Genomic DNA, 15653 nt, shown 5'->3' on the forward strand with positions numbered 1-15653 from the left:
TCACTCTCCTATTTATTCTGTTCTGAGGCTATCGACCGGATTGGCCATAGCCGCTCTGGCGGACTGAGAGCTGATCGTTAAAAAAGCTACTGCCACGGCTGCCAAACCAGGGAGCGCCAGCATCCACCATTCCACAGTCACCCGGTAAGCAAATTCCTGCAACCAATGATCTATCAGCCACCAGCCGACAGGCAGAGCAATGACGTAGCCGATCATTACCATTTTGACAAACCTGGAGGCAAACAAAGCCACTATGTGGCTGATAGAAGCGCCGAGCACTTTTCGAACGCCTACTTCCTTGGCTCTTTGCTGTGTACTAAAGGCCGCCAAGCCAAACAGCCCAAGGCAGGCAATGATTAGGGATATGGCAGTGAAGAGACCAAAGAGTTTACCTTGCCGAACGTCCGCCTTGTAAAGCTCGTCGAATTTTTCGTCAAGAAATTGATAATCAAATGGATAGTCGGAATACTTATTGAACGTTGCTTCCAACTCCGCCACCGTTTCCGGTAAATCATCCGGACGAATCTTGACAGATATGTACCGATAATTTTGCCTTAGCTGTACCATTAGCGGCTCAATGGCCAGGTGCATAGAGTGCATGTGAAAGTCCTGCAAGACGCCAACCACGGTTGATTTTCCACCCCAGCCAAGAAGAATTGTTTTACCCACTGCTGAGTCGGTACTCAGGCCGAAAGCCTTGCAGGCAGCCTCGTTCAGCAGACAGTTTTCAGACGATTTGTCCAACGCATATTCCTCTGATAGTGTGCGACCAGTCACTAGCTGCATACCAAATACATCCAAGAAATTAGCATCCGTTCTGAGCTGGTAAATGATGGAATACGTATCAGGATCACTTTGCTCTCGCTGTAGCGTCGTAACCGGCTCGCTTTGGTCGATATTGGTAGGCAGGTTCTGGCCTTTTGTAATGCCCAATACATTCGGATTGGCCCGCCATTCGTTTTCAATCGCATCAAGTGCTTTCCGATCAGGGCCAGGATATAACCGAATTGTCAACACGTGCTCCTTGTCAAACCCAAGCCCCTTTCCACTGATAAAGCGGAATTGTGAGTAGACCACCACACTGCATATAATCATAGCGATGGACACGGCGTATTGCCCAATGATCAGCCACCTTTGGAGCACAGCGCCGGTCGGTTTACCAATCTGGCTGCCTTTAAGGGCAGCAACGGGCATCAACGAGGACATAAAAAATGCTGGGTAGCTTCCGGCCAAAGCCCCCACAAAAATCACCAACAGTAACAAGCCGGGTGCCAGCAGCAGCAAGTCGTCTGGTTGAATGGTTATCTGGCGGTCGACCATATCTCCAAAATAGGGCAGTAGCATAGGCAGTAGCACTACGGCCAACACAAGCGCCATGAGTGTCACAAAGACCGATTCTGCCAGAAACTGCACGATCAGCTGCCATTTGTGGGCACCTATCACCTTTCTCAATCCCACCTCTTTTGCCCGTCGTATTGACCTGGCAATGGCAAGATTCATATAGTTGATACAGGCCAACACGAGGATGAACCCGGCCACTAGTGAAAATAGCAAAAGCTGGTTCGGACTGCCTCCGGCACCAATGTCGAAATTGACGTTGGTTTGCAAGTGTACGTCAGCGATAGGTTGGATAAAATAGTTAGGGTAGTCGTCAAAAGCCCAATATTTCTTCACGAGAGCAGGCATTTTGCTCTCCAAAGCGACAGCCTCTCCCTCGTCAGTCAACGTCAAAAACGTGTGGAATGAACTTCCTCTCCATTTGCCCGCCGTTATTTCCTCCACGTAGAATGTATCAGCCGCTAGACTGGTAACGTGGCTGAATTTAATGGACGCATTGGTTGGCGGGTCTTTGATGACGCCCGTAACGATGACGTCCCGGTCTCCAAACGACAGTCTTTCTCCCATGGCTTCTTTCCGGCCAAAAATTTTGTACGCCAGAGACTCGGTCAGCACGATGCTTTCAGGGTTTTGCAATGCTGTGGAAGGATTGCCCTGTAGAAATTCGTAATGAAACACGTTAAAAAAAGAGGGACTGGCTGACAAGCCTTTTTCCAAATAGTGATCTTCTCCATGCCCCACGAGAGTAGTAGGCGTTTGAAAGGAGGTAGCTGCCTGTACCTCGGGGTATTCATTCTCCAGCGCCACTGCAAGCCCCGCTGGCGTCACGGCAAAGTAGTCGCTGCCCATGTAAGGGTTGAATGGCTCCTGTTCGTAAGCCCGGTATATTTTATCAGCATTTGGATAGAAGCGGTCGTACGACAGTTCGTACCTGATGTACAGGAAAATGAGAATGAAAGCCGTGAGGCCGAGTGTCAGACCACCCACATTAATAATGGTGTAAAGTTTGTGACGAAGCATGCTTCTCCAGCCAACCTTCATGTAATTGTTAAGCATTCCTAAATGGCTCATGCGATTAGTCCCTCCCATTGGTTTAATAATTGTCGGCCTGAAAAGCCTGACTACGTCCAGCGAAAACAGCCAGCTGGCTTTTGCAGGGCCTTTGGCGACAACCCTACTGTCAAACCGCTCCAGCAAATCGCCTTCAATATCCTCCCGATACTCCGGGTGACAGAACCAGCGGAAGAAACGGAGGGGGAGTCTCGGTGGATTGTGCTTATTCATCTCTTAAAGCGTTGATTGGATTGGCGGTGGCTGCCTTTATTACCTGCGTACTGATACTCACAAAGGTGATAACCAATAGCAAAGCGACAGGTGCTACGATAGCCGTGAGACTGACTGACGTTCTCAAAATATAGCCTTCAAGCCACGTGTGCATGAGCAGATAGGCCACTGGCGATCCTACAAGAACGGCAATGGAAAGTTGCCCAACATAGCCCCTGCAAAAGAGGTTGATAATGCTGGCCACAGGTGCTCCAAATACCTTTCTGATGCCCACTTCTCTTTTCTTTTTCCTCGCAACGAACATAGACATACCGAAAAGGCCGAGGGAAGCTATGAAAACAGAGATGCCGGTAAAAACACTAAATAGCTGACTGAACTTAATATCCGCTTGATAGTCGCTATTAAATTGTTCGTCAAGAAAATAGTATTCGAACACCTGGTCGGGGTGCACCTCGTCCCAAATGCGTTCGATTTGTGCCACGCAGGCTGCCAATTCCGGATAATTTGAATAGGCTACCGAGTCAATTCTGATAGAAGCATGCCCCCGGAATGGGTTGAATTCAAAGGTCATAGGCTTAATCTTCTCCTTGAGCGAGTTTTGATGAAAGTCTTCTACCACACCGAGTACTTTGAGTGTCCTGTCCTCGTTTTCGGGTATAATGATCGTTTGTCCGATAGCCTCCTCAGGACTCGAGCATCCCATTGCCAGGGCCGTTGACCGGTTGATAATTATACCTCGTCTGTTGGCCCAAAACTTATCTTCTGAAAAGTCTTCTCCAGCGATAATTTTCGCTCCATAATAAGCCATATAGCTTGCGTCAATGCCAATCAGGTGAGCGCTAACAGTAATGTTCTTTCCTTCTATGTTGAAGTAGATATCCTGCCCATTGCCTTCTCCTGGCGCTTGTGTAGAAGACGTTACGCCTCGGGTAAAGGAAAGGTTAGCCACCCCTTCTTTGAATGCCTGATGCCCTTTCCGTTCTTCATTTGATCCTCCTTTTGCCGACTTCACAATCAGCGTTTGATCCAGGGTGATTCCAAGAGGTTGGCTCTTCAGGAAACGCATCTGATCTGAAATCACAAAAATTCCCGTGATGAGAATAATCGAAATACTGAACTGCACCACGACCAGCACTTTCCGAAAACCAACGCCCTTTGTGTTATCAAGCACCCGTCCTTTGATAGACCGAATCGGATCGAGGCTGGATAAAACAAGTGCCGGATAGGAAGAAGCAACCAGCGCTCCCAAAAGGAATAATAATAGGAACATCCAGTTGATGGGCGTCGGGTCGCCGAAAATTGGCAACAGCCTTCCATCAGTATACGTCTGAATGAATGGATACAGCAACCAAACTATCAGAACTGCTACACCAAGCGCCAGCACGTTGATCGTCATCCCCTCAAAAATAAACTGCCGAACAATCTCTCCCTTTTCCGACCCCAGCACCTTTCTAATGCCCGTTTCTTTATACCGACTCATAGACTGAGCACTTGTGAGGTTAATGAAGTTGATCCAGGTAATCAACAGAATAAAAATCCCTACCAGCGAAAGCATTATCTCTGTTTCGGAAAGCCGAACCTCACTCAGGGGAACCAGGGCGAGTTTGATCTCCCTTCCATCGGCCTTTAGCTGTTCTACACTATTTATGTCCGTTGCTATTTTGGAGGCCAACACCGCTGGATTGGCCTCCTCAGCGAGGAGAAGATACGTGGAGTAAACTGCAAAATCCCATTGGCCGTAATTACTAAAGCCAATTGTAGATTTCAGAAAGTCGAACCTAAACCTGGAGTAGACAGGCACATCTTCAATAACACCAGTAACATGAAGTGTGTTCTCCTCACCCCAGGCTGTGGTTGTCTTCATCGTCTTCCCAAATGCCCTAGTATCACCAAAGTATCTTTTTGCCACGGATCTGGTAATAACGACGGAGTTGGGTTGTGATAAAGCGATAGTGGGATCTCCTTCAATAAATTGAAAAGAGAACATTTGTGTAAAGTCAGGATCGGCCGAGAATATGTTCCGCTCGTTGAACTTCACAAGTGACCCGTTCTCGTTAGTCACAGTTACCTGTTTCTCAACGTCTCTGCTGTAAAGGCTCGCCATCCGCACCTCAGGATAGTGTTCTTTTACCATTGCCGCTGTTTCCCAATAGGTGCGGTGCTGATAGCTTGTCGGAACCCCATTTCTCGTCTCTTCCTGATCAATCTCAACTATACTATCCTTTCGTTGATGAAACTGATCATACCTGAGGTTGAAGCCTACAAACTTAGCAAGTATCAAAGCCGCCACCATTCCAATGATGAGACCTGACAGGTTAATGGCCGAAAAAGCCTTGCTTCGGAGAAAATGCCGGTAGGTGACCTTCGAGTAATGATAAAGCATAGCTTGTTTACTTATGTTGTTAATCGACTTGAATGGTTTGAAAATACCCGGCCTGCACAGCCTGAGCACCTCTAATGTGAAAATCCAATTCGCTTTGGTTTTCCCGAGCTCCTCCGCCCTCCTCTCAAACCTTTCCACCAAATCACCCTCAATATCCTCCCGATACTCCGGGTGGCAGAACCAGCGGAAGAAACGGAGAGGGAGTTTAGGTGGGTTGCGCTTATTCATCTCTCAGTGCATGAATAGGATTCCTCAGCGCTGCTGCCACCGCCTGGTAAGTAATGACAAGTGCCGCTATCACCGCCACCAGCACACCTCCGGGCAGGAGCTGCCAAACAGAAAGGGTAATTCTGTAGGAAAAGATCTGAAGCCATTGATCCATGCCCAGCCAGGTCAACGGAGCAGCCACCAAAAAAGCAACAGAGACATAAACAGCGAGGTCTTTCATCAGCAAGCCAACAATATGCCTGGGCGCCGCACCGTGCACTTTTCTGATACCAATTTCCTTCGTTTTTCGCTCAATAGTGAATGTTATAATGGCCAGCAGACCAAAGCACGACATCACGAGAGCTATCACCCCAAAGCCGGCAAAAACCTCCCCCGTCCTGGCATGAGCAGCATGTTGCGTTGCGTACCTATCGGTTAAAAACTCGTAGTTAAACAAACTGGCTGGGTTTATTTGCTCGAATGATTCTTCAATGAAAGCCAAAGCCCGGGTATTATCGTTACCAGTTAGTCTGATGTAGAGGTCGCCTGAGTTTCCGCCAAAGATGAAGAGAGGCTCAATGGCTTTGGTAAGGCCCCAGTAATTGAAGTTCTTCACCACACCAATGATCTTCCCTTCCTCACCTCTCGGCAACTTCACAGTTTTACCGATTGGGGAAGTCAGTCCCATTTTGTCAGCCGCCTCCTCATTGATCACTACCGACTGCTCATCGGCATAACCCTCTTCATAAAACCTCCCTTCGGCCATTGTTATGCCAAACGTCTCAACAAACTCACTATCAGCAGTCATTGGTCTGACCGTTAGGGTACCTTCCACCTCTTTCCCCTCCCAGTCACCTATCTGCATATCAAAGTAGATATATTCAAAGGTAGAGCGGGAAATTGCGGTGATGTCGGGAGACTGATCCAGTGCATTTTTCAGGGCTTCAATATTGTTCCTGGCCTCATCGTCGATCTTTACAGCCACCAGGTTTTCCTTTGTGTAGCCGGGATCCCTGTCACGAATAAAAGTTAGCTGGTTTTGAAAGATCAGTGTACCGGTAACCATGGCAATGCTGACGCAGAACTGAAACACCACAAGCGGCCTCCTCAGCGAAAATCCACCCGGCGCTTCACTCCCTTTTTTCTTGATCATTGCCAGTGGCTTTGCTGAGTTGATCAACAATGCAGGAACAACAGAGATAATAAGGAGGATGATTACGATGAATGCTAATATAAAGACGACCACCTCCTGGCGGCCCATGACCGAACCAACAATTGTTATTGGTATCCCAAAATAGCTTCCCAACAAGATCAGTAAAATGACGGCCACAAAGCTTCCAAACACCATGTTCAAAAGCCCTTCTACAAAATACCTGTGCATGGTGTGCCACGGATTGGCGCCGAGTATTCTTTCCAGCCCTGCTTGTCGAAACTGCGAGATAAACCGGGAAGTGGTGAGGCTTATGTAGTTCACACAGGTAAGAACAAAGATGAGCACGCCCGCTATTGAAAATATCCACACATACCGGATGTCGCCGCTCCTTGGAAAAAAGGGAGTCATCCTGTCGTGAAAGTAGATATCGGTTAGTGCGATAAGCTCACTTGACCAATGCGGCTTTTCAATCTTGTCGTAGAGTGTTTTGAGGCCGTTTGATTTCGAAAGTAACGACGATGCAGTGGCCTGGCCGTCTAGCTCAATAAGAGTCGCACAAAACCAGGCACCCCACGCCCTGCCTTTGTCCTGATTGGAGGCTTGTTCAAACGGGATGATAAAGTCAAATTGAAAAGAAGAATTTTGTGGCAAATCCGCCAAAACTGCAGACACCTGGTAGGTATCGGAGTTTCCAACCGTCACCAACTCTCCGATGGCTTCATCACCATCGAATAATTTGTCCGCCAGGGCTTGCGTCAAAATCACAGAATTACCAGAAAACCCTGAACTATTGCCTGAAGCAAATGGGAAGTCAAACATGCTGAAAAAAGTGGCGTCCGTTTTTGCCCCCCTTCCGTTGATCTGTTTGCCTCCCGTTTTTACAGCTTGCGGCTCGCTACTGAAGGTATACCGGGAGGAGTTTGACACTTCCGGATATTCTCGCTTCAATGCTTCAGCCAGCGGCCCAGGCGTTACCACACTTTTCTCATACTGCCGAAGGATAAGCTCCACCTGGAATATTCTGTCGGCTTTGGAATGAAACCTATCGAAGCTCAACTCATTGGCCACCCACAGAAAAATACCGACCGTGCAGGCAAGGCCCAGTCCGAGCCCCAATACGCTCAATGTGGAGAATGCTTTGTTCTTTTTCATGCCTCTAAAGGCAAGTTTCCAATGGTTAGAGAACATTCCATCATACATCTGCTGTACTCCTGAAAATGGTTTCATGAGCGTTGGTTTTAATAATTGAAAAACATCCCATACAAAAAGCCATTTGGCTTTACTAGCACCTTTCTCCTCTATCCTCCTCTCAAACCTTTCCACCAAATCACCCTCAATATCCTCCCGGTAGTCCTGATGGCAGAACCAGCGGAAGAAACGGAGGGGGAGTTTCGGTGGGTTGTGCTTATTCATCTCTCAAAGCATGGATAGGATTGGCAAGTGCCGCTTTCAGCACCTGACTGGCGATGATCACAATAGATAAAACCACCACCACAGAGATAGCAATAGCGAAAAGCCACCAGGCCACATCAATCCGGTAGGCGAACCCTTCCAGCCAGCTGCTCAGCCCAAAGAAAGTGACCGGCACTGCCATGACCGAAGCGATCAACACGAGCAGGAGAAAATCCCTTGACAACAGTCCCAACAAATTGGATGGTGAGGCGCCCAGAATCTTTCTGATACCGATTTCCTTGGCACGTTGCTTGGTATCGAGCGCTGACAAACCCAGCAGCCCAAGTACAGACAGCAGCAAAGCAATGGACGCAAAAATCAGGATAAGCTTTCCGAAACGGTCCTCGGATTCATACTGAGACTGATACGCCTGGTCGGCAAAGTAGTAGCTGAAGGGTCGCTGAGGGCCAAAGTCCACCCACTTGTCCTCCAACCTGTCGACCACATCGTGCATATTATTGCCAGAGACGTCCAGCGTCAGTATGGTGTATCGGGCGGGGTCAACCTGCAGGGCCAATGGCGTTATCTTTTCCTTTAACGATTTGAAGTGAAAGTCCGTCACTACGCCGATCACGGTTCCTTTCCAGGCGTTCTGCTGCTCATAAGGTTTTCCGATGACTTCGGCTGGGTCAGCATAGCCAAGCGTTCTGACGGCGGTTTCATTGAGAATAACGGCACCCGTCACGTCCGACTGGAGCTCCTCACGAAATGCCCTGCCGGCCACTATTTCCATTTTGTACTGGTCAATAAAATCAAAGTCGACACGATACAAATCGGAGACAAAGCTGGTGATGTTACCATCAGCTCCAGGAATAAGCAGGTTGTACCGGCGATCAATATTGCCCGGCACGCACGACGACATGCTGACGGCAGTAACACCCGGGACGGCCAGCAGCTCCTGCTTGACCGTTTTCTCGTTGTCTCTTATGTTTTTATCAAAGTAGAAATCAAGTACTAATTTCTGTTCCTTTGAATAGCCAAGCTCCTTGTTTTGCATAAAGTGAAGCTGTCGGTACACGCCGAGTGTAGAAGCTATCAGCATGACAGAAAAGAAGAATTGAGCAACTACCAGTGACTTCCTGGTCGAGTATCCCCGGGTACCAGACTTCACCTTTCCCTTGAGTCCACTGACCGGATCGAACCCTGACAGGAAAAACGCCGGATAAACCCCTGCGAGAAGGCCAACGCCAACGGTGAGCACCAGCAGGCTTCCGATAAAACCCATATGGTTAAGAATATTGGTACTGATCGGCTTGCCCACCAGTTGGTTGAAGAAAGGGGAAAGCAGTACAAACAGCGCAAGGGCTAATACGAATGCCACTAGCGACAGAAAAACAGCGTCCAGCAGAAATTGCACCAGCAGCTGACGTTTGGCTGCACCAAGCACTTTTCGGACGCTGATTTCTTTGGCCCTGTTAAGCGAAAGTGCCGTGGACAGGTTCACGAAATTGAAGCCAGCGATGGCCAGCACCAGAAAGGCCACAATCGCCAGGATATAAACGTTGCTGATACTTCCTGTGACCGACGAGCCTGTCCGGAAGCCACGTGCCTCGGCGTGTAAATAAAGGTCGGTCAGCGGCTCAATTGACATTTCATAGTTGGCCTGCTCAGCATCGACATGCTGAGCGACAAAGCTGGTGAGCTTTTCGTTGAAGCTTTTGATATCAGGCTTGTCTTGAAGAAGAAGGTAGGTATAAGTCCCGAAGCCATGCCAGTTACTTTTGATACTTGGGTTCCACACTTCAGTCAGCAGCTTCATGGAGAGAAAGATGTCCGTCCGAAAGTGGGAATTATAAGGCATGTCTTTCATCACACCCACTACATATACATGGGTACCCCCGTCAAGCGTCAGCTGTTTGCCCAGACAGTCCGTGGTGCCGAAGTACTTGAGGGCGGCTGTTTCCGAAAGCACAGCATCGTATGGGGCATCCAGGGCCGTTGCCGTATTGCTAGCTATCAGGGGCAGTGTGAACACAGAAAGAACAGATGCATCGGCATAAGCCAGGTCTTCCCGCATAAAAGTCTCCGGGTCGGATTGCACAATCATGTAGTCCAGAAATACCCTGGCATAGTCAGCCACATCGGGGAAATTGGCCGCTACAGCCGCTGCCATGGGGAGCGATGAGCTTTCAAGTCTGGGGCCGTTTGGCGTTTGCACATCGGTAACGAGCCTGTAGATGTGCTCGCCGTTTTCGTGGTACTTATCATAGCTTCGTTCGAACTCTACAAATAGCAGCGCAAAAAAGCAGACCAGAATACCCGTTGTTAACCCCACGAGGTTGATAAAAGTAAATGCCTTGTGGCTTTTCAGGTACCTCAGCGTAATTTTGATATGGTTCTTTAGCATTCCGTAATGGTTTAGTTGGTGTGCTCCTTCCAAAGGCCTTATGATGTCCGGTCTCAGCAGTTTCAAAACCTCCAGCCCAAAGAAAACTTTAGCAGCAAATACTCCTTTTTCTTCTATCCTTTTCTCAAATCGTTCTGCCAAATCTCCCTCAATATCTTCCCGGTATTCTGGATGGCAGAACCAGCGGAAGAAGCGGAGGGCATATTTAGGTGGGGTTCTATTCATCACGAAGGCAGTTAACGGGATTGGCGAGGGCAGCCTGCACCGATTGAGCGCTCACGGTAACAAACGCAAGCAGCATGGCGGCAAGGCCTGTGGCAGCAAAAACCCACCATTCAAGCCCTGTTCTATAAGCAAAACCTTGCAACCAACGGTCGGCGAGGAACCATGCAATTGGGATCGCTATAAAAAATCCCATCAGCACAAAGCCAAGAAAACTGATACTGAAGGTCACCATAATGTTCCTGATGGAAGCACCGAGTATCTTCCTGATGCCAATCTCCTTCATCCGCTGCCCTGCGCTAAAAGCAGCCAGCCCAAAAAGGCCAATGCTGGATATTAATATTGCCAGAATGGTGAAAAAGCCAAAAAGTTCACCCTGGCGCTTATCATCTTTGTATAGCTGATCAAAATGGTCGTCAAAGAACTGATAGCTGAACGGGTAATCTGTGTACTGGCTTACCACTTTTTCCAACTCCGAAATAGTCTTCTGGAGATTATCAGGTCTCACTTTCACAGAAACGTAGTTAACCTGATCACTCACCTTGATCATGAGTGGGGCAATGGGCAGATGCAATGACTGCGTGTGAAAGTCTTTCACCACACCAATCACCGTTTTGGTATCACCGTCCTCGTTGGTGAACTGATTCCCAATAGCTTCAGCTGGACTCCAACCCAGCGCACTGGCCGCAGTTTCATTGATGATATAGTTGGTTTCACTATCCATGGCATATTCTGGTGAAAAGCTGCGCCCAGCCACCAGCTCGATGCCGTACAGATCAAGAAAATCGTAATCAGTTCGAAGGCGGTAAATCGGCCCTCCTGTTCTGTCGTTAAACAGAAACGTGCTTGACCCTATGTCGTCAGGCAGGTGGTTAGAGCCAGTGATCCCCAACATATCTGGCCGCTGCAGTAACTCACTTTTAAGGAGGGGCATTACCTTATTGAAATTGTTACCTGGGGCACGAAACGTAATGACGTGTTCCTTTTCAAACCCCATGTCCTTCTGGACAATGAATCGAAACTGATTATAGATCACCACGCTGCAAATAATCATCGCTATGGAAACCGCATACTGTGCTACAACCATAGCCGTCTGAAAACGTCTTCCGGAACTCAGGCTTCCTGGCTTTCCCTTTAGGGCCTGCACCGGCCTCAGCGACGACACAAACAAAGCTGGGTAGCTGCCGGAAAAAACGCCTACCAACATTACCAAACCAACCATGACAGGTATCACTCGCCAGTTTTCGTTCGTTATCAGTTCCAGTGGCCTTTCGACCATGTTTCCAAACAGAGGTACAAGGAATACGGCCAGTCCCACTGCGAGCACCAGCGCTAGCAAGGCCATCATCACCGACTCAGATAGAAACTGAAGTATAAGTTGGTTTTTATTTGCGCCTATTACCTTTCTTAAGCCAACTTCCTTTGCCCTGTTGACAGATCGTGCAATGGCCAGGTTCATGTAGTTAAAACAGGCCAATATGAGTACCAGAAGGGATACTACCGAGAAAAGCATAAGCTGCGCTGCATTGCCCTTCAAAGCAAGCTCTTCGTTCATGTTGGGGCCAAGGTGAATATCAGAAAGAGATTGGACGATGTATTCGTTGGGTATCGTCGCCTGGTGTAGCCAGCGCTCGTTGACAAGCTTTATTAATTTCTCCTGAAGCAAGACCGGATTTGCCCCAGGCGTGAGCGAGAAAAACGTTTGATAGGAATTGCCATTCCACTTTTCCTTCTTCACTTCCTCCAGATAATAACTACTTGCGTGTAAGCTGACAAGCACTGAAAACCTGATGGAGGCATTCTTCGGTGGATCCTTTATTACACCAGTCACAATCGCATGGTGGCCCCAATAGGTGATCGGTTGACCCATAGCTTCCACGTCATCAAACATCTTTTTTGCCAGCGACTCGGTAAGGACAATGCTCTCGGCATTCCTCAGAGCTGTGTGTGGATTTCCACCTATAAACTCATATTGAAAAACATTGAAATATTGCTCGTCCACCAAAAGACAGCTTTCCAGGTAATTTTCGTTATCCTCAGCTTCAAGCAACACCGAGTAATCAGTCAGGGAAGTTGCGTTCACAACTTCAGGATACTCCCGTACCATAGCAGATGGCAAAGCGGCAGGCGTTACGGCATAAAGATCAGTGCCCAGCGAACTGTTGCCAGACTGGCGCTGGTAAATTCGATAAATATTGTCGGCGTTCGGGAAAAATTTGTCGTAAAAAAGCTCATGCTGCACATAAGTAAATATCAACAGGAAGCAAAGGAGCCCGATAGTGAGTCCCCCGATATTGATGCCTGCGTACAACTTTTGCCGAAGCATGTTTCTCCAGCTTACCTTGAAATAGTTCTTAAACATTCCATATTGATTCATGCGGCTGCTTCCCTCTATTGACTTTACAATTCCTGGCCTGAAAAGCCTGACCACCTCCAATGCAAAAAGCCATTTCGCTTTCTTATCTCCGTTTTCCTCTACCCTCTTCTCAAACCGCTCCACTAAATCCCCCTCAATATCTTCCCTGTAATCCGGATGGCAGAACCATCGGAAGAACTTAAGAGGGAGTTTCGGTGGCTGGCTACTCATCCCGCAGTGATTCTACAGGGTTGACCATCGCCGCTTTCATCGACCGGAAAATGGTCGTAAGCATGGCAATCACAATAGCAAGAACAGTAGCCAACGCAAACGGCCCTGCCCCAATAGATGTCCGGTAAATGAAGCCGTCAATCCAGCCGCTGATAAAGTAATAGGTCACCGGCCAGGCGATGAAGCTGGCAATCAGCAGCAGTATGATGAATTCCTTCGTCAGCAGGAAGGTGACATTGCCAATAGAAGCTCCCAACACTTTTCTGATCCCAATCTCTTTTGATTTTCGCTCGGCAGTGAAAGAGATGAGCCCAAAAGTGCCCAGCCCCGCAATCACTATGGCCAGCAGGGTGAACATTTCGAAGATCTGCGTAAACTTTGCCTCTCCTTCGTATTGTTGCTGGATGTCGTCCTCCACAAAGGAATAGCTGAACTCACGGTTGGTGACGAATTTGCCATACACATTCTCCAAATGAGCCAGTGTAGAGGGAATATTGTTTCCGTCAATCTTGACGTAGGACCAGGCATAGTAAACGGGTGACATCAGGAAAATAGTGGGCGGTATTTTCCGGTGGAGTGATTCAAAATGAAAGTCCTTCACCAAGCCAATGCAGGTATACCTATTGCCATTCACTTCGATCCATTTCCCTACAGGATCTCCCCAGCCCAGCTGAACAGCAGCAGCCTCATTCAACACTACAGATGAGGTGACATCCGAAGGAAAATCTTTTGAAAACTCTCTCCCTTCCACCATTTCAGCCTCCACCAGATCGAGGAAATCGGCATCAACCCGAATGATCTTCATGGTCTTTCCCTCTTCCTCATCAGCCTCTGCATCCTGCGCTTTATAAGGTGCGCTGTTCGAAATCCAGCCAGGCATTTTCATATTGGCATAACCAACGCCTTTTACCGAGGCGTCACTCAATAGTTCATTTTTATACGCCCCCAGCTGACTGCGATCCATCGTTTGCAGTCGTACCGTCACTACCAGGTCCTCGTTGATACCAAGCTCCTTGTTCTGCATGAACTTCAGCTGTTTGAATACGACCGCAGTGGCTGCAATAAGGCCGATAGAAATAACGAACTGCACCACTACCAGCCCTCTGCGCAACAAGTGACTCCTGCCACCTGCAGATCGCCCCGATTTGATGGTATTGATGGGCCGGAAAGCCGACAGCACAAATGACGGATAGGCACCAGCTAGTAAACCGATGAACAGAAACGAGATGAAAAGCGTGAATAGCACCCGGCCCTCAAGCAATACGTTGCGACTTATCTCTTTGCCAGCAAATTCATTGAAAGGCGAAAGCAAGAGGTGGGCAAACCCGTAAGCAAGCAGCAGTGCGAGCAGCGTCATCGTAAACGACTCGAACAAAAACTGGCTGATCAAATTGCCCCGTCGGGCGCCCAGCACCTTTCGCATGCCCACCTCCCGGGCCCGTCGCAACGACCGGGCCGTGGTCAGGTTCATGTAATTCACGCAAGCAATCAGCAGAATGAATATGGCCACCACCGAGAATATGTATATGTGGGTCATATTGCCGTTGTCTTCCAATTCCAGTCCGAGGTTGGAGGTCAGGTGGATGTCCGGGAGCGGTTGCAGGAAAAGCTTGAAATTCTCTTTGTTAAAAAAGCCCAGGTTGGCGTCGATGAACTGCGGAAACCGGGATTCCATCACCTGCGGGTCGGAGCCTTCTGCGAGCTTCACATATACCCGCTGAGAATCCCAACCAATATTGGTGAATAGCTGGGCTGGTGCTATTTGTTTGGCTGTCTCGGCCGACACGAGAAAATCGAAATGGAAATGCGAATTGGAGGGCATGTCTTCCATCACAGCCGACACCTGAAGCTGATAAGCACGGTCATCAACTTCAAACACCTTTCCTACTGCTTCCTCGTTTCCGAAGTATCTATGGGCTGTTGTTTGGGAAATGACAACCTTGTTGGCACCTTGCAAGGCCGAAGTTTTGTTTCCTGCAACCACTGGAAAAGAAAAGACATCGAAGAAATTCTCGTCAACGACGGCCATTTTCTCTTCGTAAATCCTTTTTTCGCCATATTCAACAATATCCTCCGACGTCATGATCCGCACCAGCTCTTCTACTTCACCAAAATTGGCTTCGATTAGTTCTGCGGTTCGCCACGAATTGGAGGCATAGGGTTCCCATCGGCCCTCCCGCATATAAGCTGATGCCACCCTGTAAATGCGGTCGCCATCGGCGTGAAACTTGTCATAGCTTAGCTCATCACTTATGAACAGGTAAATCATCAGGCAGCAGACGAAACCCAGCACGAGACCAAAAGTATTAATCAGACTGTAAGACTTTTCCTTCCTGAAAACCCTCACAGCAATCTTCAGATAATTGCGAAACATAGCGTAATTGTTTATTTGAGTTTGACCTATAAAATTCTTCATCAGCGAAGGTCTGGAAAGCTTCATCACCTGAATGGCAAAGAACCATCTGGCTCCTTTTGCTCCTCTTTCTTTCACTTTACCTTCAAACCTCTCCAGCAAATCACCTTCAATATCCTCCCGGTAATCCGGGTGGCAGAACCAGCGGAAGAAGCGGAGAAACAGCGATGGTGGAGTATGGTTATTCACTTCTGTTGTCTAACACTATCATTTGAATGAATTTAGCCTGAGCTATGATTTGAAATCATCGTAGATAATACTTCCCGA

6 protein-coding genes are annotated in these 15653 nt (G+C 48.3%); all 6 read right to left on the minus strand.

The genetic code is table 11. The features are described 5' to 3' along the window. Window positions 1–12: 12 nt before the first annotated feature. From RIG68_RS23955 to RIG68_RS23980, 6 genes are read right to left on the minus strand one after another with little or no spacing between them, the layout of a single operon-like run. The gene (locus RIG68_RS23955) at window positions 13–2622 is read right to left on the minus strand and encodes an ABC transporter permease (RefSeq protein WP_350128393.1); all 2610 of its coding nucleotides are present in this window, start codon (window positions 2620–2622) and stop codon (window positions 13–15) included. Next, window positions 2615–5233 (minus strand): ABC transporter permease, encoded by a 2619-nt coding sequence (locus tag RIG68_RS23960; protein ID WP_350128396.1) that lies wholly within the window; start codon window positions 5231–5233, stop codon window positions 2615–2617. Before RIG68_RS23960 ends, RIG68_RS23955 begins: the two co-directional genes overlap by 8 nt. Then, window positions 5226–7778 (minus strand): ABC transporter permease, encoded by a 2553-nt coding sequence (locus RIG68_RS23965; RefSeq protein WP_350128399.1) that lies wholly within the window; start codon window positions 7776–7778, stop codon window positions 5226–5228. The genes RIG68_RS23960 and RIG68_RS23965 overlap by 8 nt, the downstream gene beginning before the upstream one ends. Continuing rightward, window positions 7771–10389 (minus strand): FtsX-like permease family protein, encoded by a 2619-nt coding sequence (locus RIG68_RS23970; protein WP_350128402.1) that lies wholly within the window; start codon window positions 10387–10389, stop codon window positions 7771–7773. The genes RIG68_RS23965 and RIG68_RS23970 overlap by 8 nt, the downstream gene beginning before the upstream one ends. Beyond that, a complete protein-coding gene (locus RIG68_RS23975) occupies window positions 10382–12973 on the minus strand; it encodes an ABC transporter permease (protein ID WP_350128405.1) in 2592 nt (863 codons plus the stop codon). Before RIG68_RS23975 ends, RIG68_RS23970 begins: the two co-directional genes overlap by 8 nt. After that, window positions 12966–15575, minus strand: coding sequence for an ABC transporter permease (locus tag RIG68_RS23980; RefSeq protein ID WP_350128407.1), 2610 nt, complete (start codon window positions 15573–15575; stop codon window positions 12966–12968). The genes RIG68_RS23975 and RIG68_RS23980 overlap by 8 nt, the downstream gene beginning before the upstream one ends. Between the last annotated feature and the right edge of the window lie 78 nt (window positions 15576–15653).

The organism is Imperialibacter sp., assembly GCF_040222385.1.
Classification (GTDB): Bacteria; Bacteroidota; Bacteroidia; order Cytophagales; family Cyclobacteriaceae; genus Imperialibacter.